Source organism: Bradyrhizobium sp. SZCCT0231 (assembly GCF_018130245.1).
GTDB lineage: Bacteria > Pseudomonadota > Alphaproteobacteria > Rhizobiales > Xanthobacteraceae > Bradyrhizobium > Bradyrhizobium japonicum_F.
The window spans coordinates 306,464-331,949 of the sequence record NZ_JAFCKP010000003.1 but is presented as its reverse complement, the minus strand read 5'-3'; the positions used below and the strand labels follow the sequence as shown (position 1 = coordinate 331,949).

22 protein-coding genes and 1 other RNA gene are annotated in these 25,486 nt (G+C 65.9%); 13 read left to right on the top strand and 10 right to left on the bottom strand.

All coding sequences use genetic code 11. The features are described from left to right. Positions 1-23 precede the first annotated feature (23 nt). From JQ566_RS11925 to JQ566_RS11905, 5 genes are all read right to left on the bottom strand, one after another. Entirely contained in the window at positions 24-848 is an 825-nt protein-coding gene (locus tag JQ566_RS11925) for a TIGR00282 family metallophosphoesterase (protein WP_212372421.1), read from the bottom strand. Beyond that, a complete protein-coding gene (locus JQ566_RS11920) occupies positions 826-1,422 on the bottom strand; it encodes a 5-formyltetrahydrofolate cyclo-ligase (protein ID WP_212372420.1) in 597 nt (198 codons plus the stop codon). The genes JQ566_RS11925 and JQ566_RS11920 overlap by 23 nt, the downstream gene beginning before the upstream one ends. 204 nt (positions 1,423-1,626) lie before the next feature. After that, positions 1,627-1,787, bottom strand: a non-coding RNA gene (gene ssrS / locus JQ566_RS11915) — 6S RNA. 236 nt (positions 1,788-2,023) lie between these two features. Beyond that, positions 2,024-2,407 (bottom strand): cell division protein ZapA, encoded by a 384-nt coding sequence (locus tag JQ566_RS11910; RefSeq protein ID WP_212372419.1) that lies wholly within the window; start codon positions 2,405-2,407, stop codon positions 2,024-2,026. Beyond that, a complete protein-coding gene (locus JQ566_RS11905; RefSeq protein ID WP_020608063.1) occupies positions 2,404-2,724 on the bottom strand; it encodes a DUF4164 domain-containing protein in 321 nt (106 codons plus the stop codon). Before JQ566_RS11905 ends, JQ566_RS11910 begins: the two co-directional genes overlap by 4 nt. Before the next feature lie 379 nt (positions 2,725-3,103). Here JQ566_RS11905 and tkt point away from each other — a divergent pair, with 379 nt between their 5' ends. The 8 genes from tkt to JQ566_RS11865 all read left to right on the top strand — a co-directional run bounded on the left by tkt (position 3,104) and on the right by JQ566_RS11865 (position 12,702). Further along, on the top strand, positions 3,104-5,119 hold the full coding sequence (tkt, locus tag JQ566_RS11900; protein ID WP_212372418.1) for a transketolase: 2,016 nt from the start codon (positions 3,104-3,106) through the stop codon (positions 5,117-5,119). A gap of 150 nt (positions 5,120-5,269) precedes the next feature. Then, positions 5,270-6,277, top strand: coding sequence for a type I glyceraldehyde-3-phosphate dehydrogenase (gene gap / locus JQ566_RS11895; RefSeq protein ID WP_212372417.1), 1,008 nt, complete (start codon positions 5,270-5,272; stop codon positions 6,275-6,277). Positions 6,278-6,428: 151 nt separating this feature from the next. Further along, positions 6,429-7,625, top strand: coding sequence for a phosphoglycerate kinase (locus JQ566_RS11890; protein WP_212372416.1), 1,197 nt, complete (start codon positions 6,429-6,431; stop codon positions 7,623-7,625). A 39-nt stretch (positions 7,626-7,664) separates the two neighbouring features. Next, entirely contained in the window at positions 7,665-8,732 is a 1,068-nt protein-coding gene (gene fba / locus JQ566_RS11885) for a class II fructose-bisphosphate aldolase (RefSeq protein WP_212372415.1), read from the top strand. Positions 8,733-9,007: 275 nt separating this feature from the next. Next, positions 9,008-10,048 carry a class I fructose-bisphosphate aldolase gene (locus JQ566_RS11880; RefSeq protein WP_212372414.1) on the top strand — a complete coding sequence of 347 codons (1,041 nt, stop codon included), beginning with the start codon at positions 9,008-9,010 and terminating at the stop codon, positions 10,046-10,048. 3 nt (positions 10,049-10,051) lie between these two features. Beyond that, positions 10,052-10,741 (top strand): thiamine phosphate synthase, encoded by a 690-nt coding sequence (locus tag JQ566_RS11875; RefSeq protein WP_212372413.1) that lies wholly within the window; start codon positions 10,052-10,054, stop codon positions 10,739-10,741. Between the two features lie 8 nt (positions 10,742-10,749). After that, positions 10,750-11,826: a tetratricopeptide repeat protein gene (locus tag JQ566_RS11870; protein WP_212372412.1), complete on the top strand. Its 1,077-nt coding sequence runs from the start codon at positions 10,750-10,752 to the stop codon at positions 11,824-11,826. An 84-nt stretch (positions 11,827-11,910) separates the two neighbouring features. Next, a complete protein-coding gene (locus JQ566_RS11865) occupies positions 11,911-12,702 on the top strand; it encodes an inositol monophosphatase family protein (RefSeq protein ID WP_212372411.1) in 792 nt (263 codons plus the stop codon). 122 nt (positions 12,703-12,824) lie between these two features. Here the strand turns inward: JQ566_RS11865 and JQ566_RS11860 are convergent, their stop codons facing one another. Both JQ566_RS11860 and JQ566_RS11855 read right to left on the bottom strand, forming a co-directional pair. Continuing rightward, positions 12,825-15,986 carry a multidrug efflux RND transporter permease subunit gene (locus JQ566_RS11860; RefSeq protein ID WP_212372410.1) on the bottom strand — a complete coding sequence of 1,054 codons (3,162 nt, stop codon included), beginning with the start codon at positions 15,984-15,986 and terminating at the stop codon, positions 12,825-12,827. 6 nt (positions 15,987-15,992) lie between these two features. Next, entirely contained in the window at positions 15,993-17,186 is a 1,194-nt protein-coding gene (locus JQ566_RS11855; protein WP_212372409.1) for an efflux RND transporter periplasmic adaptor subunit, read from the bottom strand. 481 nt (positions 17,187-17,667) lie between these two features. On the opposite strand from JQ566_RS11855, the gene JQ566_RS11850 reads away from it, so the two are divergent. The 3 genes from JQ566_RS11850 to JQ566_RS11840 all read left to right on the top strand — a co-directional run bounded on the left by JQ566_RS11850 (position 17,668) and on the right by JQ566_RS11840 (position 20,341). Beyond that, positions 17,668-18,681: a flagellar motor protein MotA gene (locus tag JQ566_RS11850; RefSeq protein ID WP_212372408.1), complete on the top strand. Its 1,014-nt coding sequence runs from the start codon at positions 17,668-17,670 to the stop codon at positions 18,679-18,681. 185 nt (positions 18,682-18,866) lie between these two features. Next, the gene (locus JQ566_RS11845) at positions 18,867-19,895 is read left to right on the top strand and encodes a peptidoglycan -binding protein (protein WP_212372407.1); all 1,029 of its coding nucleotides are present in this window, start codon (positions 18,867-18,869) and stop codon (positions 19,893-19,895) included. After that, complete coding sequence (locus JQ566_RS11840; protein ID WP_212372406.1) at positions 19,895-20,341, top strand: GNAT family N-acetyltransferase; 447 nt, start codon at positions 19,895-19,897, stop codon at positions 20,339-20,341. Before JQ566_RS11845 ends, JQ566_RS11840 begins: the two co-directional genes overlap by 1 nt. 135 nt (positions 20,342-20,476) lie before the next feature. On the opposite strand, the gene JQ566_RS11835 is transcribed toward JQ566_RS11840, so the two are convergent. After that, positions 20,477-22,327: an ABC transporter ATP-binding protein/permease gene (locus JQ566_RS11835; RefSeq protein ID WP_212372405.1), complete on the bottom strand. Its 1,851-nt coding sequence runs from the start codon at positions 22,325-22,327 to the stop codon at positions 20,477-20,479. A 198-nt stretch (positions 22,328-22,525) separates the two neighbouring features. On the opposite strand from JQ566_RS11835, the gene rpmE reads away from it, so the two are divergent. Continuing rightward, on the top strand, positions 22,526-22,753 hold the full coding sequence (rpmE, locus tag JQ566_RS11830; RefSeq protein WP_024337552.1) for a 50S ribosomal protein L31: 228 nt from the start codon (positions 22,526-22,528) through the stop codon (positions 22,751-22,753). A 177-nt stretch (positions 22,754-22,930) separates the two neighbouring features. Here the strand turns inward: rpmE and rcdA are convergent, their stop codons facing one another. After that, on the bottom strand, positions 22,931-23,440 hold the full coding sequence (rcdA, locus tag JQ566_RS11825) for a protease adaptor protein RcdA (protein WP_212372404.1): 510 nt from the start codon (positions 23,438-23,440) through the stop codon (positions 22,931-22,933). A 648-nt stretch (positions 23,441-24,088) separates the two neighbouring features. Further along, the gene (locus tag JQ566_RS11820) at positions 24,089-24,280 is read right to left on the bottom strand and encodes a DUF1192 domain-containing protein (RefSeq protein WP_212372403.1); all 192 of its coding nucleotides are present in this window, start codon (positions 24,278-24,280) and stop codon (positions 24,089-24,091) included. Positions 24,281-24,396: 116 nt separating this feature from the next. Here JQ566_RS11820 and JQ566_RS11815 point away from each other — a divergent pair, with 116 nt between their 5' ends. After that, positions 24,397-25,395, top strand: coding sequence for an NAD(P)H-quinone oxidoreductase (locus tag JQ566_RS11815; RefSeq protein WP_212372402.1), 999 nt, complete (start codon positions 24,397-24,399; stop codon positions 25,393-25,395). The last annotated feature ends 91 nt before the right edge of the window (positions 25,396-25,486 follow it).

The window sequence follows — 25,486 nt, the reverse complement described above, 5'->3', positions numbered from 1 at the left end:
CAGCAGCGTTTGCCGCAAGACCGTCAACTCAACCAGAACTTCGGCGTCGTCGGCTCCAACCTTCCCCCCACGCGCACCGGTGCGATGCGGAGCGCTAACCCCGTTGCGTCGTCCGTCTCCACGGCGACGGCGCTGAGCGTTGCAGCGCCTGCTGCCGGCTCGAAGCGGCCCGACGGAATCCCCGTGGTGAACCGGCGCAGCGGCTCTTCCTTCTGCATGCCGATGATGGAATCGTAGTCGCCGGTCATGCCGGCGTCTGTCAGGTAGGCGGTGCCGCCCGAGAGGATCTGGTGGTCGGCGGTCGGCACATGCGTGTGGGTGCCGACGACGAGGCTGGCGCGGCCGTCGCAGAAGAAGCCGATGCCCTGCTTCTCGCTGGACGCCTCGCAGTGGAAATCGACCACGATGGCGTCGGCGGCAACGCCGAGCGGACAGGCCCCTAACTCGCGCTCGAGCGCAGCGAAGGGATCGTCGAACGGGGTCATGAAGACGCGGCCCAGCGCGTTGACCACGAGCGCATGCTTGCCGTTCTTGGTCTCGACCAAGGCGGCGCCGCGGCCGGGCGTGCCGCGCGGATAGTTCGCCGGACGCACCAGGCGGTCGGCGCGCTCGATGAACACCAGGGCTTCGCGCTGGTCCCAGGAGTGGTTGCCGAGCGTCACCGCATCGGCGCCGGCCTCGAGAAACTCGTGGTAGATCGCTTCCGTGATGCCGAAGCCGCCGGCCGAATTCTCGCCGTTGACCACGACGAAATCGAGCGACCAGTCCTTGACCATGCCGGGCAGATATTCGGCGATGGCCTCGCGCCCGCTACGGCCGACGACATCACCCACGAAGAGAATGCGCAACTTCAGAACTCCGGAAATCGAACACGTCCGATTCCGTTAGCACATAATCCAGCGCGACGTCGTGGGATAGTGCCGGGACCGCCTCGATCTCCTGCGCCGCAAAGGCGAGCCCGATGCCGACGATGTGCTTCGTTTTCCGCAAATGCGCGAAGGTGAAATCGTAATGCCCCGCGCCATAGCCGATGCGATGGCCGAGGCGGTCGAAGGCGGCCAGCGGCGTCAGCATGATGTCGGGAATGACCTCGGCCGCTGCAGGCGACGGCTCGGGAATGCCGAGCGGGCCGAGCATCAGGCGGTCGTTCGGCTGGAAGATGCGGAAGATCAGCGACTGGCCGCGCGCGGTGACGCAAGGCAGCGCCAGCCTGGAGCCTTGCTCCGCGAGCTTCGTCAACAGCGGCATCGGATCGATCTCGCTGCGGATCGGCGAATAGCCGGAGACGATGCTGCCCGGCAGCAGCTCGAACGGCAAGCCGCGCTTGGCCAGCTTTGCAGCCGCAGCAGCGCGCTTCTTCTCGCTCAGCGCATCGCGCTTGGCGAGGGCCTTGGCACGGAGCTCGGCTTTGGAGTTGGGCATGCGCGTTTTCCCCCGAAGGCGGGCCTTGCTCCGCTGTCATCACCCGCGAAGGCGGGTGATCCAGTATTCCAGAGACGCCAGTGCTAGAACCTCGACGCCGCGGCGTACTGGATGCCCCGGTCAAGCCGGGGCATGACACCGAGATTGAACCGCAAGCGTGTCGGGGACGCAATTCGACAGGCACGAACCAGAAGGAAGAAACAGTGCGAAGCCGCGTACGCCGTTGAAGCACTCGATCCCGGAGTTCCCTACGAAAGTAGGTGGGCACCATATGTCCGGGCCCACGGGCCCGGCCAGGGACAGTTCCCTAAAGGATCGATAAGGCCCCGGGGATATATGGCTCCTGACGCACGTCGCAGCCTCGCGCGGCCAATGTAACAACGATACTGACGAATCGCCAGCCCGGCGAGCGCGCCGCTTTCTTACCCTCCCCTGGAGGGGAGGGTCGTGACGCATGGAGCGAAGCGAAATGCGGCGCGGGGTGGGGTGATCTCTCCACTCAAACACTGCCCGAGTGGAGAGATCACCCCACCCCGATCGCGCTGCGCGCGATCGACCCTCCCCCTCCAGGGGAAGGTAAGGCGCGCGGCTACATCGAGTTCTACCCGATCGCAATTCCATTCCCGACGGTGCGGTTCAGGACCTGGGTCGATTTCTCGATGCGCTCGGCGGCGGCGTTCAGGGCGTTCACCACCGCGGTCTGGGTCATGCGGGCGCGCTCGACGGCGGCGTTGCGGAAATCCCGCAGCTCGGTCAATTCCTGCTCGAGGGTTCGGACACGGTTGCCGGTGTCGATCAATTCGTCGCACACGGTCAGCGCGGCCATCACCGTGAGACGCGCATCGCCGATCTCGCCGAATTTTCCGCGCAGCGACTGGATGCGTGTCTCCAGGGTTTCGGCGAGCTTGAGCAGCCGCACCTCCTGGCCCTCCTCGCAGGCCATGCGGTATTGCCGGCCGTTGATGGTGACGTTGATGTGGCTCATCCATCCTCTCCGGTATCGAGCACCGAGCGTATCGTGACGATTGCGGAATCCAGCCGGTCGGAGATCTCGCGATTGGTACGCTCGAGCTTGCGCGCCTTCACCAGCGCGCCATCGAGCTCGTCGGCAAGGCGCGAGCGATCCGCGCCGAGCGCCTGGATCCGCGCAGCGAGCTCGTTCTCGTCGCGATCGGCATCGCGCCGCCGCTCGACCGCGCTTTCGAGCGCATCGAGCGCCGCCATCAGCCTGCGGGTCGCGATCTCGATCTCGACGGCGGAGGACTCCGTCATGGCAGAGCTGTTGGACACGCGATCGTTCATGCAGTCAGCGGCGGAACCTGGCGGCCTTTGCCCAGTGGCCTTTCCCTGGAGCTTGCCGTCCGGCAAAAGACTCGGTTCGGCAAGCGGTTAGAAGCAGAAATTTACGTGGCAAGCTAGCCCAGCGCAACGCCGCCGCGAAACTATGCACCGATAGATCGGCCCTCGGCATGCCGGCCGGCTGGTTCCGGATCTGCATGATCCGCGGCTGCGGCTTTTCCGGACCATGCCGTAAGCAACTTTTGCGGCCAAACCGGCGTTTGATTGCCTTGGACTCCCGGAACCGAGATGCTATCCAGCCCCCAACCTCCCGTGACCGCCAGGCTCGATCCAGCGCGGCGCACACGGCCATCAAGCACCTCATTCCAGACGGATTTTCATCATGATGCAGCTCGACGCCACCCGTATGGCCCATACGCAGGTCGATGCCACCCGTATGGCCAACGCGATCCGCGGCCTTTCGATGGACGCTGTCGAGAAGGCGAAATCGGGCCATCCCGGCCTGCCGATGGGTGCCGCCGACATTGCCACGGTGCTGTTCACGCAATTCCTGAAATTCGACGCCGCCGCGCCCGCCTGGCCGGATCGCGACCGCTTCGTGCTGTCGGCCGGTCACGGCTCGATGCTGCTCTATTCGCTGCTGTACCTGACCGGCAATGCCGAGATGACGCTGGACCAGATCAAGCAGTTCCGCCAGGTCGATTCGCTCACCCCCGGCCACCCCGAGAATTTCCGCACCAAGGGCATCGAGACCACCACCGGCCCGCTCGGCCAGGGCATCTCGACCGCCGTCGGCATGGCGCTCGCCGAGAAGATGCTCGCCGCCGAGTTCGGCAAGAAGATCGTCGACCACCACACCTATGTGCTCGCCTCCGACGGCGACCTCATGGAGGGCGTGTCGCAGGAAGCGATCGCGATGGCCGGGCACTGGAAGCTGAACAAGCTGATCGTGCTCTACGACGACAACGGCATCTCGATCGATGGCCCGACCTCGCTCGCCGATTCCGTCGACCAGGTGAAGCGCTTCAAGTCGGCGGGCTGGGCCGCCGAGAAGATCGACGGCCAGGATCAGGCCGCGATCGCCGCTGCGATTACGCGCGCGAAAAAATCCAACAAGCCGACGCTGATCGCCTGCCGCACCACCATCGGCTTCGGCGCGCCGCACAAGGCCGGCACCTCGAAGGTGCATGGCGAGGCGTTAGGGGCCGACGAGCTCAAGGCCGCCAAGGAGAATCTCGGCATCTCGCTCGAGCCGTTCGCGGTCGCCGACGACGTGCTGAAGGCCTGGCGCGCGGCCGGCAGCCGCGGCGCGGCGGCACGCCAGGAATGGGAAGCTCGGCTCGGCGAGCTCGGCAGCCGCAAGCGCGCCGAGTTCGAGCGCCGCCTCCGCCATGAGCGTCCGGCCTCGCTGGCAAAGGCGCTGCGCGCGCACAAGAAGGAGCTGCTGGAGAAGCCGCTTGTTGCTGCCACGCGCAAATCGTCGGAAGCGGCGATAGAGGCAATCGCCGCCGCGATGCCGATGGAGTTCCTGGCCGGCTCGGCCGATCTCACCGGCTCCAACAACAACAAGGCGAAGTCGGCGACCGCCTTCTCGGCCAAGACGCCGAAGGGCCGCTTCATCCATTACGGCATCCGCGAGCACGGCATGGCCGCCGCGATGAACGGCATCTTCCTGCACGGCGGCTTCGCGCCGAACGGCGCGACCTTCCTGGTGTTCACCGACTACGCACGTCCCGCGATGCGCCTTGCCGCGCTGATGGGTGCCGGCGTCGTCTACGTGATGACCCACGACTCCATCGGCCTCGGCGAGGATGGCCCGACGCATCAGCCGGTCGAGCATCTCGCCGCGCTTCGCGCCATTCCCAACATGCGTGTGTTCCGCCCCTGCGATGCCATCGAGGTCGCCGAGTGCTGGGAGCTCGCGCTCAACCGCGTCGACGGTCCGACCGTGCTGGCGCTGACGCGGCAGAACCTGCCGCAGCTGCGTACTGCCGCACCGAACGACAATCCCTGCGCGGCCGGCGCGTATGAGCTGGTCGCAGCCCAGGGCGAAGCCAAGGTGACGCTGTTCGCTTCCGGCTCCGAAGTCGAGATCGCGGTCGCAGCCCAAAAGCAGCTCGCGGAACGCGGCATCGCGTCACGCGTTGTCTCTGTTCCCTCGCTGGAGCTGTTGTTAGCGCAACCAGAGGCGAAACGCGCCGCCATCATCGGCAACGCGCCAGTCAAGATTGCGATCGAGGCCGCCGTGCGCTGGGGCTGGGATGCCGTGATCGGCCAGGACGGCGAATTCATCGGCATGCATTCCTTCGGCGAAAGCGGCCCTGCCAAGGAGCTTTACAAGCATTTCGGCATTACCGCCGAGGCCGCAGTTAACGCTGTGCTGAAGCGCGTTTCCTGAGAGTTGAGCTTGCCGCAAAAAAGGACTACCTAATCTCCCATATGATCAAGCACCGCCCGGCCGAACCGGGCGTCCGCCCCTAAAAAACCCTCGCAGGCGCGTTAGTGGCGCGCTGTGCGGGATGACAACGGTCATTGAAGGAGACGAAACATGGCAGTCCGCGTCGGAATTAACGGTTTTGGCCGCATCGGCCGCAACGTCCTGCGGGCTATCGCCGAGTCAGGCCGCAAGGACATCGAGGTCGTCGGCATCAACGATCTCGGCCCGGTCGAGACCAACGCCCATCTGCTCCGTTTCGACAGCGTCCATGGCCGCTTCCCCGGCACCGTCACCGTCGATGGCGACTCGATCAACCTCGGCAGCGGCAAGATCAAGGTGACCGCCGAGCGCGATCCCTCGAAGCTGCCCTGGAAGGATCTCGGCGTCGACATCGCGCTCGAGTGCACCGGCATCTTCACCTCGAAGGACAAGGCCTCCGCGCATCTGACCGCCGGCGCCAAGCGCGTGCTGGTCTCCGCGCCCGCCGACGGCGCCGATGCCACCATCGTCTACGGTGTCAACCACGAGACGCTGACCAGGGATCATCTGGTCGTCTCCAACGGCTCCTGCACCACGAACTGCCTGGCTCCGGTCGCCAAGGTGCTGAACGATCTCGTCGGCATCGAGACCGGCTTCATGACCACGATTCACGCCTATACCGGCGACCAGCCGACGCTCGACACGCTGCACAAGGATCTCTACCGTGGCCGCGCGGCTGCGATGTCGATGATCCCGACCTCGACCGGCGCTGCCAAGGCAATCGGCCTCGTGCTGCCGGAACTGAAGGGCAAGCTCGACGGCGTCGCGATCCGCGTGCCGACCCCGAACGTCTCGGTGGTCGACCTCAAGATCGTCGCCAAGCGCGCCACCGATGCCAAGGAAATCAACGCGGCGATGAAGCGCGCCAGCGAGCAGCAGCTCAAGGGCATCCTCGGCTACACCAGCGCGCCGAACGTCTCGATCGACTTCAACCACGACCCGCACTCCTCGACCTTCCACGAGGACCAGACCAAGGTGCAGAATGGCACGCTGGTGCGCGTGATGTCCTGGTACGACAACGAGTGGGGCTTCTCGAACCGCATGGCGGACACCGCCGTCGCGATGGCGAAGGTGATCTGAGCAAGGTCTCGTGTCCCGGGCGCGGTGCAGCGCCTAAGCGCTGCTCCGCAGAACCGGGACCCATTCAACCGCGGGACTCGCCGTCATGTGGGTCCCGGTTCTGCAGCGCACCGCTCCGCGCTGCGCAGCGCCCGGGACAAGAGAGCCGAACATGACCAACAAATTCCGCACCCTCGACGACGTCGACGTGAAGGGCAAGCGCGTGCTGCTGCGCGTCGACCTCAACGTGCCCATGGACAACGGGCGCGTCACCGACGCGACGCGGCTCGAGCGCGTCGCGCCGACCATCGGCGAAATCTCGGACAAGGGCGGCAAGGTCATCCTGCTCGCGCATTTCGGCCGGCCGAAGGGGCGCGATGCCAAGGACTCGCTCAAGCCGGTCGCCGAGGCGCTGGCGAAGGTCGTCAAGAAGCCCGTCGCCTTCGCGGACGACTGCATCGGCGAGCCCGCAGCCACCGCCGTTGCGGCACTGAAGGATGGCGACATCCTGTGTCTCGAGAACACCCGCTTCCACAAAGAGGAAGAGAAGAACGATCCCGCCTTCGTCGCGGAGCTGGCAAAGCTCGGCGACATCTGGGTCAGTGACGCGTTCTCGGCCGCACACCGCGCCCATGCCTCGACCGAAGGCCTCGGCCACAAGCTGCCCGCCTATGCCGGCCGCACCATGCAGGCCGAGCTCGATGCGCTGGAGAAGGCGCTGGGCTCGCCGACCAAGCCGGTCATCGCCATCATCGGCGGCGCAAAGGTCTCGACCAAGATCGACCTCCTGGAAAATCTCGTGACCAAGGTCGATGCGCTCGTGATCGGCGGCGGCATGGCCAACACCTTCCTGCACGCCCAGGGCGTTGCGGTCGGCAAGTCGCTGGCCGAGAAGGACCTCGCCCCGACCGCGCTGCGCATCCTGGAGAAGGCGGAAGCCGCCAACTGTGCGATCATCCTGCCCGTGGACGCCACCGTCGCCTATCATTTCGCGGCCAACGCGCCCGCGCACGCCTATGGGCTCGACGCGATCCCGGCCGACGGCATGATCCTCGACGTCGGCCCGCAATCGGTCGCGCGCGTCCACGCCGCGATCGACGACGCCGCGACGCTGGTCTGGAACGGTCCGCTCGGCGCCTTCGAGCTGCAGCCGTTCGACCGCGGCACGGTCGCGGCCGCCAAGCACGCCGCCGAGCGCACCAAGGCCAAGAAGCTGATCTCGATCGCCGGCGGCGGCGACACCGTCGCCGCGCTCAACCAGGCCCATGTGGCCGGCGACTTCACCTATGTCTCGACCGCCGGTGGCGCGTTCCTTGAATGGATGGAAGGCAAGCCCCTGCCGGGCGTCGAAGTTCTGCGCATCAAGTAATCAAGCGGCCTTGCAGGCCCCAACGGGAGAAGAAGACAGATGGCTCGGATCACGTTACGTCAACTGCTCGACCACGCGGCGGAGAACGATTACGGCGTACCGGCCTTCAACATCAACAACATGGAGCAGGCGCTGGCGATCATGGACGCGGCCAATCAGGTCGACGCGCCCGTCATCATCCAGGCCTCGCGCGGTGCGCGCTCCTACGCCAACGACGTCATGCTCAAGCACATGATGGACGCGGTGACCGAGATCTATCCGCACATTCCCGTCTGCGTGCATCTCGATCACGGCAACGAGCCGGCGACCTGCATGACCGCGATCCAGGCCGGCTTCACCTCGGTGATGATGGACGGCTCGCTCAAGGCCGACGGCAAGACCCCGGGCGACTGGGGCTACAATGTCGGCGTCACCAAGACCGTGACCGACATGGCCCATCTCGGCGGCATCTCCGTCGAGGGCGAGTTAGGGGTGCTCGGCTCGCTCGAGACCGGCATGGGCGACAAGGAAGACGGCCACGGCGCCGAAGGCAAGCTCAGCCACGACCAGCTCCTGACCAACCCGGACGAGGCCGTGAAGTTCGTGCAGGAGACCAGGGTCGACGCGCTCGCGATCGCGATGGGGACGTCCCACGGTGCTTACAAGTTTACCCGCAAGCCCGACGGCGACATCCTCGCCATGAACGTGATCGAGGAGATCCACCGCAAGCTGCCGAACACGCATCTCGTGATGCACGGCTCCTCCTCGGTGCCGCAGGACCTCCAGGACATCATCAACGCCTATGGCGGCAAGATGAAGCCGACCTGGGGCGTGCCTGTTGCCGAGATCCAGCGCGGCATCAAGAACGGCGTGCGCAAGATCAACATCGACACCGACAACCGCATGGCGATGACCGGCCAGATCCGCAAAGTCCTGAAGGACAACCCGGAAGAGTTCGATCCGCGCAAGTACCTGAAGCCGGCGATGGAAGCGATGACCAAGCTGTGCAAGCAGCGGCTGCAGGAGTTCAATACCGCAGGCCAGGCCTCCAAGATCAAGAAGGTCCTGACCACCGCCGAGATGGCCAAGCGCTACGCCAAGGGCGAGCTGGACCCCCGCGTCGCGTAAGCGATCGCGAGGTGGCGTAAGGCCTCCGTCACATCCTCCCGTCATTCCGGGACACGCCAACGGGTCCGCGCGAATGCGCGGCCCGATGACGGGCTCCGCGTGGGCCCGGAATCCGTAACCACAGCCTGGGGTTATGGATTCCGGGCCTGCGCCTTTCGGCGCATCCCGGAATGACAGAAAGACCCTTTACCCTGCGACGAACGTTAACTCGGCAATTGCCCGAGAACGGTCTATTTTCACGGGCAAGGGCAGAATCGTTTTGGGAGGACCTCTCGATGAATCTGACTGAGCTCAACAGGATCGCGACCGCCATGGTCGCCCACGGCAAGGGCATCCTTGCCGCCGACGAATCCTCCGGCACCATCAAGAAGCGCTTTGATGCCATCGGCGTGGAATCGACGGAAGAGAACCGCCGCGACTATCGCGAGATGCTGTTTCGCTCCAAGGACGCCATGAGCCAGTACATCTCCGGCGTGATCCTCTATGACGAGACGATCTGGCAGACGGCCGCGGACGGCACGCCGCTGGTCAAGCTGATCGAACAGAGCGGCGCCATTCCCGGCATCAAGGTCGACGAGGGCACGCAAGGCTTACCGATGTGCCCGGGCGAGCTCGTCACGATCGGGCTCGACAAGCTCGCCGAGCGCCTGAAGAAATACTATGAGCGCGGCGCGCGCTTTGCCAAATGGCGCGCGGTGATCGACATCGGCAGCGGCACTGACGGCCGGGGCATCCCCTCGATGACCGCGATCAGCGTCAACGCCCATGCGCTGGCGCGCTACGCCGCGCTGTGCCAGGCCGCGCAGATCGTGCCGATCGTCGAGCCGGAGGTGCTGATGGACGGCGACCACGACATCGATCGCTGCTATGAGGTGACGCAACGCGTGCTCGACACGACGTTCCAGGAGTTGCGCGTGCAGCGCGTCGCGCTCGAAGGCATGGTGCTGAAGCCGAACATGGCGATCTCCGGCAAGAAATGTCCGAAGCAGGCCTCCGTGGAGGAAGTCGCGGAGAAGACGATACGGCTGCTGAAGGCCTGCGTGCCGGCGGCGGTGCCCGGCATCGCTTTCCTCTCCGGCGGCCAGTCCGACGAGGAGGCGACCGCACACCTCAACGCCATGCACAAGCTCGGCCCGCTGCCCTGGGGCCTGACCTTCTCCTACGGCCGCGCGCTGCAGGCCGCGCCGCAGAAGGCCTGGTCCGGCAAGGCCGAGAACGTCGCGGCCGGCCAGCGCGCCTTCAGCCATCGCGCGCGGATGAACGGCCTTGCTTCCAAGGGCGAATGGCAAAGCAGTCTGGAACAGAAGGCAGCCTAGATCTTGTCGAACAAACCGCCTCCGCCGCGCCCGGCGCCGCGTCTCTATCTCGCGACGCCCGTCGTCGATGATCCCGCTGCGCTCGTCGCCGAGCTGCCGGCCCTGCTCGCCGCTGCCGACGTCGCGGCCGTGCTGCTGCGGCTGAAGGAGACCGACCAGCGCACCATGATCTCGCGCATCAAGGCATTGGCACCGCCGGTGCAGAAGGCGGGCGCCGCACTGCTCGTCGACGGCCATGCCGAGCTGGTCGCGCGTGGCGGCGCCGACGGCGCGCACCTGCCCGGCATCGCCGCGCTGAAAGAGGCGATGCCGTCGCTCAAGCCCGATCGCATCGCCGGTGTTGGCGGGCTGACGACGCGGCACCATTCCATGGATGCGGGCGAGATGGGCGCGGATTACGTGCTGTTCGGCGAGCCCGATGCGAAAGGCCAGCGTCCCTCGGCGCAAGCCATCGCAGAACGGCTGGACTGGTGGGCAGAGCTGTTCGAGCCGCCCTGCGTCGGCTTTGCGACGTCATTGGAGGAGGCCCACGACTTCGCCCTCAGCGGCGCCGATTTCGTGCTGGTCGGCGACTTCATCTGGACCGATCCGCGCGGGCCCAAGGCCGCGCTGATCGAAGCTGACGCCGCGATCAAGAAGGCCCATGCGACGGCGACGGCCAGCCAGAATCCTGCGGGCAGCGAGCACGGCTAGCGCCCGACATGAAGCTTCCATGCATCACCATGCTGGCCGCGCTGCTGCTCACAGCGCCCGCGGCCGCGCAGCTCCAGATCACTCCGCCGGCCACAACGCCGAGCGCACCCGCCGAAAAGCAGAAGCCGAAGCCGCCCACGATCGCCAAGAAGAAGGAGGCCGCGCCGGCGCCGAAACCTTCGGCTTCTCCCAAGCCGTCCCCCTCACCCAAGCCGGCTGCGACCGTGATCCCGGCGCCGCCGACCGACGATCCCAATGTCGACCTAGTGTTCGGCGCCTATCAGCGCGGCCAGTACAAGACCGCGTTCGAGCTCGCCACCGCCCGCGCGCAAGGAGGCGATCCCAAGGCGATGACCATGCTGGGCGAGCTCTATTCCAACGCCATGGGCATCCGGCGCGACTACGCCAAAGCAGCCGAATGGTACAAGCGCGCGGCGGATGCCGGCGATCGCGAGGCGATGTTCGCGCTCGCCATGCTGCGCATTTCGGGCCGCGGCGGCCCGGTCGACAAGACCGAGGCAGTCAGGCTGATGGCCTCCGCCGCCAAGCTCGGCGAGCCCAAGGCGGCCTATAACCTTGCCTTGCTCTATCTGGACGGCCAGACGCTGCCGCAGGACGTCCGGCGGTCAGCGGAGCTGCTGCGCCAGGCCGCCGATGCAGGCCTGCCGGAGGCGCAATACGCGCTGGCGACCTTCTACAAGGAAGGCACCGGCGTGCCGAAGGACCCGGAACGCGCGGTGCGGCTGCTCCAGGCAGCCTCGCTCGCCGACAATGTCGATGCCGAGGTCGAATATGCGATCGCAATGTTCAACGGCACCGGCACGCCGAAGAACCAGCCGGCGGCCGTCGCGTTGCTCCGCAAGGCGTCCCGCCAGGGCAGCTCGATCGCGCAGAACCGGCTGGCATGGGTGCTGATCAACGGCGTGGGTACATCCATGGACAAGGTCGAGGGATTCAAATGGCACCTGGTGGCCAAAACGGCCGGCAAGGGCGACCCTGAGCTCGACAAGCAATTGTCCGACCTGCCGGCCGAGGAGCGGGCCAAGGCGGAGGCCGCCGCCAGGAAATGGCTCGGGACCAAATGACTTGACGCGGGCCCCCTCACGGGGCACCCAGTCCCTCAAACAGGCGTGTTTCTGCGCCCATCTCCCCGATCAAGACCAGAGCTCATGCTGTATTCCGCCACTATCAACGTCATGGTCAAGGCCGCGCGCCGCGCCGGCCGCAGCCTCAAGCGCGATCTCGGCGAGATCGAGCATCTCCAGGTCTCGCTGAAGGGGCCGGCGAATTTCGTCTCGCTCGCCGACAAGCGTGCCGAGGAGATCCTGTACCAGGACCTCGCCAAGGCCAGGCCCGGCTACGGCTTCATCGGCGAAGAGGGCGGCACCCGCGAGGGCACCGACAAGAGCCACACCTGGATCGTCGATCCACTCGACGGCACCACCAACTTCCTGCACGGCATCCCGCAATTCGCGATCTCGATCGGCCTCGCCCGCGAGGGCACGGTGATCGCCGGCGTGATCTACAACCCCGCCAATGACGAGCTCTACATCGCCGAGCGCGGCAAGGGCGCCTTCCTCAACGACCAGCGCCTGCGCGTCGCCGGCCGCCGCCAGCTCAATGAATGCGTGGTGGCCTGCGGCCTGCCCCATATCGGCCGCGGCAACCATGAGGAATTCCGCCGCGAGATGACCGCGATCCAAAACCGCGTCGCCGGCCTGCGCCGCTTCGGCGCCGCCTCGCTCGACCTCGCCTTCGTCGCCGCCGGCCGCCTCGACGGCTATTGGGAGCGCAATCTGCAATCCTGGGACATCGCCGCCGGGCAGATCATGGTCAAGGAAGCCGGCGGCACGGTGAGCGACATCGACACGCCCGGCGATGCACTGACGACGGGGCACGTCGTGTGCGGCAACGAGTTCGTGCACGGGGAGTTGGTGAAGATTTTGAGGAAGGCGGCGTAGCGCCGCCTCGTCATTCCGGGGCGCGCCCCTTGGCGCGAACCCGGAATCCATTGATCCGCATCATTGGTGTCACGATGGATTCCGGGTTCGCGCTACGCGCGCCCCGGAATGACGGGGGTGCGTCAGTGGCCGGTGTGCGCCCGCGCCGGCGGCCCGTACGCCTCGCCTTCCTTCGCCGCCGCCTTCGGCTCGCGATCCCCGCCCAGCACGCGCTGCACCGAGACGAAGAACACCGGCACCATCAACAGCGCCAGGATCACCACGGCGATCATGCCGCCCATCACGATTGAGCCGAGCGCCTGCTGGCTGGCGCCGCCGGCGCCGTGCGCAATCGCCATCGGCAGCACGCCGCAGATGAAGGCGAGACCGGTCATCAGGATCGGGCGGAAGCGCAGGCGGCAGGCTTCGATAGTGGCTTCCACCAGCGGCTTGCCCTCCTTGCGCAGGTCCTTGGCGAACTCGATGATCAGGATCGCGTCCTTTGCCGCAAGGCCGATGATGGTGATCAGGCCGACGGTGAAATAGACGTCGTTGGGCAGGTTCCGCAGCGTCGCAGCAGTGACCGCGCCGACGATGCCCAGCGGCACGGTCAGCAGCACCGCCAGCGGAATGGTCCAGCTCTCGTACAGCGCGGCTAGGCACAGGAACACCACGAACACCGACAACGCCAGCAGGAACGGCGCCTGCGAGCCCGAGAGCTTCTCCTGAAGCGACTGTCCGGTCCATTCATAGCCGAAGCCGCGCGGCAATCGGTCGGCCAGCCGCTCCATCTCGGCGATGGCATCGCCCGAGGTGAAGCCGGGCCTGGCTTCGCCGGAGATGCGCACCGCCGGATAATAGTTGAAGCCGGCGATCTGCGTCGGACCGCGCGCCCATTCCACCGTGGCAAAGGACGAGAACGGCACGAGCTGGCCGCGGCTGTTCTTGACGTTGTAGTTGAGGATGTCCTCGGTCCGCATGCGGTCGCGGGCATCCGCCTGCACCACGACGCGCTGCATGCGGCCGCGGTTCGGGAAGTCGTTGATGTAGTTCGAGCCGAGATTGGTCGAGATCGTGTTGTTGATGTCCTCGAAGGTGACGCCGAAGGCGCCGGCCTTCTCGCGGTCGATCACGAGATTGACCACGCCCGCCTCGGGCAGACCTTCGATATAGACCTTCTGCAGCACCGGGCTCGCATTGGCCTCCGCGACCAGTTGGTCGGCCGCGCGCATCAATTGCTGATAGCCCTTCTGGCCGCGGTCCTGGAGACGGAACGAGAAGCCGGAGGAGTTGCCGAGGTTGTCGATCGGCGGCGGCTGCAGCGCCGAGATCTTGGCGTCGCGGATCGATGAGAGATCGCGGTTGATGTCGTTGACGATCGCCGAGGCCGAGTCCTTCGGCCCGCGTTCCGACCAGTCCTTCAAGGTGATGAAGGCCTGCGCGGTGTTCATGCCCTGGCCGGAGAAGCTGAAGCCGGTGAGGAAGGTGACGTCCTTCACGCCCGGTCGTGCGGCGAGATATTTTTCGACCTTCTCGATCACGGCCTCGGTGCGGGGATATGACGAATCCGACGGCGTCTGCACGTCGGTGGTGACGAAGCCCTGGTCGTCGACGGGCAGGAAGCCGCCGGGCAAATTGACGAAGGCCCAGGACAGGCCGACCAGCAGCGCGGCATAGACCAGCATCAGGCGGCCGGTGCGCTTCAGCGAGAAGCCAACCGTACCCGCGTAGCGAAATCGCGCGGCCTCCAGCAGGTGGTTGAACCAGCCAAACACGAAATTGCTCGAATGACCGTGTCCCTTGGCGACGGGCTTGAGCAGGGTCGCACACAGCGCCGGCGTCAGCGACAGCGCGAGGAAGGCGGAGAAGCCGATCGCGGCGACCATGGTGACCGAGAACTGGCGGTAGATGATGCCGACCGAACCCGGGAAGAACGCCATCGGCACGAACACCGCCATCAGCACCAAGGTGATGCCGATGATGGCGCCGGTGATCTGCGACATGGCTTTCCGCGTCGCCTCCCTCGGCGAGAGGCCTTCCTCGGCCATGATGCGCTCGACGTTCTCGACCACGACGATGGCGTCGTCGACGAGGATGCCGACCGCGAGCACCATGCCGAACATCGAGAGCATGTTGATGGAGTAGCCGGCGAGCAGCAGCGTGGAACAGGCCCCTAACAGCGCCACCGGCACCACGATGGTCGGAATGATGGTGTAGCGGATGTTCTGCAGGAACAGGAACATCACCACGAACACCAGCACCACGGCTTCGACCAGCGTCGACAGCACCTTCTTGATCGAGGCCTCGACCACGGGCGTGATGTTGTAGGGGATCTCGTAGGTGATGTTGGCCGGGAAGAAGCGCGACAGCTCCTGCATCTTGGCTTCGACCGCGCTCGCGGTCGCCAGCGCATTGCCGGTCGGCGACATCAGCACCGACAGACCCGCAGTCGGCCTGCCGTTGAGGCGCGTGTTGAACTGGTAGCTGAGGCCGCCGACCTCGATGCGCGCGACGTCGCGCAGGCGCACGGTCGAGCCGTCGGCATTGGCACGCAGGATGATGGCGCCGAACTCCTCCGGGGAGGAGAGCTGACCCTTGACCAGAACCAGCGCGGAGGTGCGCTGGCTGGACGTCGACGGCTCGGCACCGATGCTGCCCGAGGCGACCTGCGCGTTCTGCGCGGCGATCGCCTTGTTGACGTCGTCGGCGGTCAGCCCATAGCCGACCAGCTTGGCCGGGTCGACCCAGACGCGAAGCGAGCGCTCGGTCGAATACAGCGTGGCGCGGCCGACGCCGGGAATGCGGCGTATCTCGCCGAGCACGTTGCGGATCATGAAGTCGCCGAGGCCGACCTCATCCAAGCTGCCGTCGGTCGAGTTCAGCGTGATGATCTGAAGCACCGCGCTGGAGGCTTCCTCGATCAGGATGCCCTGCTGCATCACCGCGCGCGGCAGGCGCGCCTCGACGCGCTTGATGCGGTTTTGCACCTCGACGGAGGCGGCGCTGGTATCGGTACCCGGCTGGAAATTGGCGATGATCTCGACCTGACCGAGCGAGTCGCTGGTCGATTCGAAGTTGAGGATGTTGGCGGCGCCGTTGAGCTCCTCCTCGATCAGCCGCGTGACGCTGTTGTAGAGGTTTTCCGGCGAGGCGCCGGGATAGCTGGTCGAGACCGAGATCGAGGGCGGCGCGATGATCGGATATTGCGCGATCGGCAGCAGCGGCACCGCGATCGCACCGATCAAGCAGATGAACAGCGCGACCACCCAGGCGAAGATCGGCCTGTCGATGAAGAAGCTCGGCATAGCGCGTTACCGCGTGAGCTGCTGGGCGTGCCGGTTGTCCGCGGTCGCGTCCGCCTCCGACCAGGATTGCGGCTTGACCTTGTCGCCGGCCGCGAACTTCTGGAAACCTTCGACCACGACCTTGTCGCCGGCCTTCAGGCCCTCGGTGACGAACCAGAGTCCGTCCTGCACCGAGCCGGTGCGCACCGGCTGCACGGCGATGTGGTTGTCGTCCTTGACCACGAACACCTCGCTGCCGCCGCCGCCATTGCGCTGGATCGCCTGCTGCGGCACCGCGATCGCGTCGGAATCGAGACCCTGGTCGATGCGGACCCGGACATACATGCCGGGCAGCAGCTCGCGCTTGGGATTGGGGAACTCGCCACGCAACGTCACCTGCCCGGTGTGGGCGTCGACCTTGGCGTCGGAGAACAGCAGCTTGCCGTCGAGCGAATAGATGGTGTTGTCGTCGAGCACCAGGCGCACCTTGGCGGCATCGGCCGCGATGCGCTCGAGGTCGCCGGACTCGAAGGCACGGCGGAGCTGGTTGAGCTCGGTCACCGACTGGGTGAAGTCGGCATAGATCGGATCGAGCTGCTGGATGGTGGCGAGATTGGTCTCGTTCTGCACGGCGAGCGCACCCTCGCTGACAAGGGCTGCACCAACCACGCCGTCGATCGGCGCGCGCACGGTGGCGTAGTCGAGATTGAGTCTGGCCCGCGAGAGGTCGGCCTTGCGACCTTCGACCTCGGCATGGGCCTGGCGTTCAGCCGCGATCGCCTTCTCGTTCTCGGCTTCCGGGGCAGCGCGATCCTTGGTGAGGGTGGCGATACGGTGCGCCTGCTGCTTGGCCTGCATCAATGCCGCTTCGGCCTTGGCCAGTGCGGCCTCGTTGGCCATCACCTCGACCTCGAACGGACGCGGATCGATGCGGTAAAGCGGATCGCCCGCCTTCACTTCGCTGCCCTGGCGGAACAGACGCTCGACCACGATGCCGGACACGCGCGGCCGCACGTCGGAGACCCGCGTCGGTGCGATGCGGCCCGGCAGCTCACGAACCACGGCGCGGGACTGCGGCTTGACGACGACGACGCTGACGTCAGGGGCGGGCGGCTGGGCGGCGGACACAGCGGAGCTGGATTCGTCGCAAGCACCCAGCAGCGGCGCAAGGGCCGCGAGCATCAATGCAACGCATGCCGATCGCGCGCGAAGTCCTGACATGAAGTGGGGTGCCCCGATGTTGTTGACACTGGTCGCGCGCGACCCGTTCTGGGCCTTTTCGACGCGGCTGATGCCGCCAAAATAGAATGCATCTGCTGCGATGCAACGCATGACGCGGGCGGCTCATTGTCACATAGCTTATGCCATTGAGTTCAGGTGGCTTTTGCCGTCTCACTTGATTGTGAGTCGAGCTCCATCGCCGCGTGTTGCGACGGAACATCGCAATCACCCGGCGCTCTTCATGCGATAGTGCCTGGGACCGCATTCGGTTCCATCGGCGCAGCCGATCAGGCCCGATGTCGAGCAGGAACCGGCGCCGGCGACGCATCCAAAGATGCGGTCCCCTCGCCATAGACCCTGCGCAAGGACGCACTCGATGGCATCGCGATGCGCACCGAAATCGGCGCAACCGGCGCTTTTTTTGGGCTGGCGCTGTGCCATAGTGCGCCCGCAATCAAGCTTCGTAACGGATGATACCGGCATGCGGTCTGGCACTTCCCGCTCCACCATGGACATCGAGTACACCAAACTGTCCTCGCCCAGCGTCTTCCTGGTGCGGATGCTGGTCTTCCTGGTGCTGTGCACGCTGGTGGGCGTGGTGCTCTACAAGCAGATCATCCAGGCCTTCTTCGCCAATCCCGGGCTCAATGCCCTGATCGGGGCAGTGCTGTTCATCGGCATCGTGCTGGCCTTCCGCCAGGTCATCCGGCTCTATCCCGAGGTCTCCTGGGTCAACAATTTCCGTATCGCCGATCCCGGCCTGGCCCCGGCCCGCCACCCCAGGCTGCTGGCGCCGATGGCGGCAATCCTGGGCGGCGAGCGCTTTGGGCGGATGACCATCACCCAGACCACGATGCGGCACCTGCTCGATTCGATCGCGACCCGGCTGGACGAGGCCCGCGACATCTCGCGCTACATGACCGGCCTCCTGGTCTTTCTCGGCCTGCTCGGCACCTTCTGGGGCCTGATCGAGACGGTCGGCTCGGTCGGCAAGGTGATCGACGGGCTCAAGGTCGGCGGCGATGCCGGCTCGCTGTTCGACACGCTGAAGGAGGGCCTCGCCGCCCCGCTCGGCGGCATGGGCATCTCGTTCTCAAGCTCGCTGTTCGGCCTTGCCGGCTCGCTGATCCTCGGCTTCCTCGATCTGCAATCGAGCCAGGCGCAGAACCGCTTCTACACCGACCTCGAAGACTGGCTCGCCAGCACCGTGCGGGAATATGGCAACGGCGAAGCGGCCGTCGCGTCAGGCGGCGGCCTCGCCAGCGGCGAGCTCCAGGCCGCCGTCGAGCGGCTGCGCTCGGTGCTCGAGGACGGCAGCGCCAGCCGCGGCACCACGGCGGCGATGGCGAGCCTTGCCGAAGCGATCCAGGCGCTGGTCTCGCACATGCGCACCGAGCAGCAGATGATCCGCGAATGGGCCGACGGCCAGGGCGAGCAGAACCGCGAGATCCGGCGCCTGCTGGAGCGGATCGCGCGCCAGCCCGAGAAGAGTTGAGCAGCAATGGAGAGAGCATGCCCCGGACGCAGCGCAGCACCAGAAGCGCGTCTACGCGCGTCTTCGACACGCTATGGTGATGCGCTGCAGAGCCGGGGCCCAGAGAACGAGAGATGGGTCCCGGCTCTGCGAAGCAGCGTTGCACGCTGCATCGCGTCCGGGACACGAAAGTGGAGACGGACAACATGGCTCTAGCGCGCGGCCGCCGCAGCGAAGGCGCCTTCAACTACTGGCCCGGCTTCGTCGACGCGCTGTCGACGCTGGTGCTGTCGATCGTGTTCCTGCTGTCGGTGTTTCTGGTGGTGCAGTTCTTCCTGTCGCAGGAGGTCACCGGCAAAGACAAGGCGCTGGAGCAGCTCAACGCCAAGATCGCGCAGCTCAACGAGCTGTTGTCGCTGGAGAAGCTCGGCAAGCTCTCGCTCGATGACCAGGTCTCGCAATTGAAGGCGGGCCTCGCCTCGGCCGAAACCGAGCGCGACCGCATCAAGGGTCTCTATGAGGGCTTAGCCGCCACCGGCAACGACGCGCAAGGCAAGACCGCCGAGCTCGGCAAGGCGCTGGATTCGGAGAAGGCGGTCTCGGCGCGGGCGCTGGCGCAGATCGAGGTGCTGAACCAGCAGATCAGCGCGCTCCGCCGGCAATTGGCGGCGCTGGAGGAAGCACTGGATGCATCCGAGAAGCGCGACAAGGAATCGCAGAACCGCATTGCCGACCTGGGCTCCCGCTTGAACGTTGCATTGGCGCAGCGCGTGCAGGAATTGTCGCGCTACCGCTCGGAGTTCTTCGGCCGCCTGCGCGCCATCCTCGGCAACCGCCCCGACATCCGCATCGTCGGCGACCGCTTCGTGTTCCAGTCCGAGGTGTTCTTCGACACCGGCCAGGCGACGCTGCTGCCCGAGGGCCGCACCGAGCTCGACACGCTGGCGACCGCGCTGATCGAGCTCGACAAGAAGATCCCGAGCGAGATCCCCTGGGTGCTGCGCGTCGACGGCCACACCGATGTGCGTCCGGTGAGCGGCGCGAACTTCAAGTCGAACTGGGACCTGTCCGCGGCGCGCTCGATCTCGGTGGTGCAATATCTGATCTCGCTCGGCGTGCCCGCCCAGCGCCTCGTCGCGGCCGGCTTCGGCGAATTCCAACCGCTCGATACCGGCAACACCGAGGAAGCCTACAAGCGCAACCGCCGTATCGAGCTGAAACTGACGGAGCGGTAGTGAACGCCCTCCGCCTCCGCCCCTACCGCCCCGAGGACGAGACCGCCGCGATCGATCTCTGGCATCGCACCTGGCAGCAGGCCTATCCGCAGATCGACTTCGCGGCACGGCTGGAATGGTGGCGCGAGCGCTGGCGCAAGGATCTGGTGCCGAAGGCCCAGGTCGTGGTGGCGGAACAGGACGATGCGCTGGTCGGTTTCGTCACCATCGACGGCGAAGGTTATCTCGATCAGCTCGTCGTCGATCCCATCCATTGGGGATCAGACGCAGCAAGGCTGCTGGTGGACGAGGCCAAGCGCCTGTCCCCTTCAGGCATCACGCTGCTCGTCAACAAGGACAACAGCCGCGCCATCCGCTTCTACGAGCGCAACGGCTTTGCCCATGCCGGCGACGATGTGAACCCGACCTCGGGGCGGCCGGTGTTGAAGATGGTGTGGCGGGCGTAGGTCACGACTCCCGTGCCCCGGACGCAGCGCAGCGCTTCTTCAGCGGTGCACTGCAGAGCCGGGGCCCAGAGTTGCTGGGTCCCGGCTCTGCGCAGCGGCACTGCGCGCCGCACCGCGTCCGGGACACGGGAGCTCTCACGCGCCTTCAAATTGCAACCGTGCCAGCCTCGCATAGAGTCCGTTCGCCGCCACGAGCTCGGCATGCGTGCCCTGCTCGACGATCTTGCCCTGGTCCATCACCAGGATGCGGTCGCAGGACAAGACGGTGGCGAGGCGATGGGCGATCACCAGCGTGGTGCGGTGGCGCATCAGCTCTTCCAGCGCGGTCTGCACCAGCGTCTCGCTTTCGGCGTCGAGCGCGGAGGTAGCTTCATCGAGCAGCAAGAGCGGCGCGTCGCGCAGGATGGCGCGCGCGATCGCGATGCGCTGGCGCTGGCCGCCGGAGAGCGTCACGCCGCGCTCGCCGAGCGCCGTCTCGAAACCTTCGGGCAGGCGGCGGATGAATTCGGCGGCATGCGCGAGCTCGGCGGCGCGTTCGACCTCGGCATCGGTCGCATCGGGCCGGCCGAAGCGGATGTTCTCGCGGGCGGTCGCCGCGAACACCACCGAGTCCTGCGGCACCAGCGCGATGCGGGCGCGGAAATCGCCGGGGTCGGCAGATTTGACCGGCACGCCATCGAGCGCGATCATCCCGCTGCGCGGATCGTAGAAGCGCAGCAGCAGATGAAAGATCGTGCTCTTGCCGGCGCCGGAGGGGCCGACGATCGCGACCTTCTCGCCGGGACGCACGGTGAACGACACGGCGTCCAGCACCTTGACGTCGGACCGTGCCGGATAGGCGAAGCTGACCTGATCGAAGCCGACCTCGCCGCGCGCCGGCACCGGCAGCGCAAGCGGCGCCGCGGGCGCGGTGATCTCGGGCGTCACGTGCAGGATCTCGAACAGGCGCTCGGCCGCGCCGGATGCCGCCGAGACCTCTCCCCAGACCTCGCTGAGCTGGCCGAGGCCCGCTGCGGCGAACACCGCATAAAGCACGAACTGACCGAGCCGGCCCGGCGTAATCGCGCCGGTGAGCACGTCATGCGAGCCGATCCAGAGGATCGCGACCACGCTTGCGAACACGATGAAGATGATGATGGCGGTGAGCACGGCGCGGGCCTGGGTCGAGGTGCGCGCGGCTTCATAGGCCTGCTCGACCTCGCCGCCGAAACGCTTCTCGGCAAACCGCTCGCTGGTATAGGCCTGCACGGTGCGGATCGCGCCGACCAATTCGCCGGCATAGGCGGACGCATCGGCGAGCGTGTCCTGCGCATTGCGCGACAGGCGCCGCACCCAGCGCCCGAACGCCACCAGCGGCAGCACGATCAAGGGAATGGCGAGCAGCACGAAGCCCGACAGCTTCGGGCTCGTGATCACCATCATCGCCGCGGCGCCCAGAAACATCATCAAATTGCGCAGCGCGATCGAGACGGAGGCGCCGACGGCCGATTTGAGCTGGGTGGTGTCGGCAGTGAGCCGCGAGATCAATTCGCCGCTGCGCGCCGAATCGAAGAAGGCGGGGGAGAGCGACAGCAGATGGGCGAAGACGTCGCGCCGGAGATCGGCGACGATGCGTTCGCCGATCGTCATCACGAGGTAGTAGCGCGCGGCGCTCGCCAGCGCGAGCACGGCGACGACCGCGAGCATCACCGAGAAGTAGCTGTTGATGAGCTCGATGCCCTCGGGCGTCAGGCCGAAATCGATCATCCTGCGCACCGCGACCGGCACCAGCAGCGTCGTCAGCGCGGCGATCGTGAGCGCGACGAAGGCCAGCGCCGCCCGGCCGCGATAGCGGCTCACATAGGGCGCGAGCGCGAGCAGCGGCCGCAGCTTCGCGCGGCCCTTGGCGGGCTCTTCGATCAGCTCGGCCTCGATCGAGGGCGTGTCCGCGGCGTTCATTTCGGACCGATCGACATACTGGTCATCAAGCCGTTCCACTGCGCTCATGAGATCCGACCCATTGCATGCTTTTGCTCCCAATAGGCCGGTGCAGAGGTAGTGGCAAATCCGGGATGTCCCTTAGGGGCAAACCCCGGTCCGACAGCTCGGCATGGCTTGTTTTGCGGGGTTTCGTGAGGTATAGAGCCGGCCAAATCCGTCATTCGCTAGCCACCCAAGAAGGCGCCGGAGCGCCGAGGAATTGCCATGAAAGCCGAAATTCATCCGGATTATCATACGATTAAGGTCGTCATGACCGACGGAACCGAGTACCTGACCCGCTCGACCTGGGGCAAGGAAGGCGACACGCTGAACCTCGACATCGACCCGAAGTCGCACCCGGCCTGGACCGGCGGCTCGGCCCAGATCATGGACCGCGGCGGTCGCGTCTCGCGCTTCCAGAAGAAGTTTTCGGGCTTTCTCAAAAAGGATTGAGCCGCCCGCAAGGCTGGACACGAAAACGCCCCCGGGAGACCGGGGGCGTTTTTTATTGAGCTGTCATTCCGGGGCGCGACGAAGTCGCGAGCCCGGAATCCATAACCACAATCGGGAGTATGGATTCCGGGCCCGCGCCAAGGGGCGCGTCCCGGAATGACGACCGAGTTGATGACCTTACCGCTCGAACGCGGCCTTCAGCGCGTTGAGGTGCGGCACCAGCGGGTTGCCGATCGCGACATGCTCGGCCGGCGGGGTATGGATCGTGTTGTCGAGGCGGCGCACGCGGGTCTGCAGGCTCATCGAGCGATGGATCAGGTCCTGGAGCTGCGCCGGCAGCTTCTCAATGGTGTCGACGGGGCCGGGATCGGCGGCGGAGAGCTTGACCTTGGTCTTCTCACGGTTGGCCTGGCTCAGCGTCATCTCGCCTTCCTTCACCGCGCGGTGGAGCAGCAGCCAGGAAGCAAGCTGCATCAGGCGCGTGGTGAGACGCATGCTCTCGGTCGCATAGGTGAGGCTGACGGCGCGGTCGAGCGCCTTGGCCTCGACGCGGCCGGCGCCGTCGAGATAGGCGGCGGTTTCCTCGACGAGGTCCATGCCCTCGCGGAACAGCGCGCCGAACGCCGCAGAATTGGTGAACCGCTCGCTGAGTTGAACGAGAGCGCCCTCGGCCTGCAAACGTTCCATGGTTAACGCCTCTTACGCAACTGTTTGACTGTCCGGCTTTGGCGCCGGCTTATGATGAACAAATCATTGCGCGGGCGGAGCGCGGAGTCCAGCGGCAAGCGCGGATATGGTTTCCGCGGGTCATTGCTCGGAATGCAACTGTGGGAGAGACTCTTGTTTTGACGCGTTTTCTTGACGCGAACCGGTACCCGAAAACGCTTTGGACGCAAAAAAAGAGCCGCCGGAGACCGGCGGCTTTGAAAGTTGATAACAGGGAGGCGTCAAACAGAGTGGACAGGAGCCACTCGGTGTCCAAACGAGGACAGTTCCGGTCATAAACCCGAAAGCTTAATCTGAAGTAAACGAGCCAATTTTTTGAGAGTTCGTTAGCCATGTCGGCCAGTGGCCGAGTGCGGTGCGGAACAATTTCGGAAGTCGTCCCAGCAGGCCGACCAGCGCCAGACATATTGCGCAGCTGGCGCAACACACTCCGCTGTCGTCCCGGACAAGCGTGAGCGCCGATCCGGGATCCATAGCCACAGGCGGATGTGGTGACGGGACTCGGAGTTGCCGGCTTGGCGCGACGACTTCACCCTGTGGGTATGGGTCCCGGATCGGCGCGCGCTTTGGCGCGCTTGTCCGGGACGACGGTGATGGTGTGGCGGCGACTTACGACTTGAAAAAGCTGTTCGCCGCATCGCGCGAGGCGCGCTTCCTGGTGGCGGCTTCTTCCAGCCTTGCGATCTCGGTCTTGAGCAGCGTGACGCGCTCGGTCAGCTCCTCGACCGACAAGAGTGAGAGATCCTGTCCGATCTCATGCGTGATCTTCTTGCCCGGGCGGTCGTCGTCTTCCATCGCCATCCTCGTTCCTCCCAAAGTCCGCGGACCGGACCCCACGGCTGAGGCGGTTGCCAGCCCGGACCGCGCTGGCTAATCAAGAGCCTCGTTCATCCCGCACCTTTGCTCAAGGACACATCATGGACAAGCTGCCCGCGCAAATGACCGTGGTCGCCATTTCCAAGCCCGGCGGACCGGAGGTGCTGGTGCCGGAACAACGCAGCCTTCCGCAGCCCGGGCCCGACGAAATCCTGGTCAAGGTCGAGGCTGCCGGCGTCAACCGGCCCGACGTCGCGCAGCGCTCCGGCGCCTATCCGCCGCCGCCCGGCGCCAGCGACCTGCCCGGCCTCGAGATATCAGGTGAAGTGGTGGCGGTCGGCAGCAATGCCAAGCGGCACAAGGTCGGCGACAAGGTGATGTCGCTGGTCGCCGGCGGCGGCTATGCGCAGTACTGCATCGCGCAGGACGCCCAGGCGATGAGCGTGCCGCCGGCATTTTCGATGAAGGAAGCCGGCGCGCTGCCGGAAACCCTGATGACGGTCTGGCACAATTTGTTCGAGCGCGGCGGCCTCAAGGCCGGCGAGACGCTGCTGATCCATGGCGGCTCCTCCGGCATCGGCACCATGGCGATCCAGCTCGCGAAGGCGTTCGGCGCGAAGGTGTTCGTCACCGTGGGATCGCAGGACAAGATCGATGCCTGCCTCAAGCTGGGCGCCGACCGCGCCATCAACTACAAGACCGAGGACTTCGTCGCCGTGGTCAAGGCGGAGACCAACAATCTTGGCGTCAACCTGATCCTGGACATGGTCGCCGGCGACTATGTCGACCGCAACTATGATGCCGCGGCGGTCGACGGCCGCATCGTCCAGATCGCGACCCTCAACGGCCCCAAGGTCAGCGTCAACATCGCCAAGGTGATGGTCAAGCGCCTGACCCATACCGGCTCGACCTTGCGCCCCCGTAGTAATGCGGACAAGGCGGCAATGGTGGCCGCGATCGAACAGAAAGTGATGCCGCTCTTGCGCGAAGGCCGCATCAAGCCGGTGATGGACAGCTCTTTCCCGCTGGAAAAGGCGGCGGACGCCCACCGGCGCATGGAGACGAGCGCACATATTGGCAAAATTGTGTTGGAGGCCTAGGCCGCCGGCCCACAGGGCCAGCCGGAAACCCTTTGATTTTCCTCGCTTTCGTGGCATCTATCGCGACGCACCGAACCAATTCTGTCCGGTG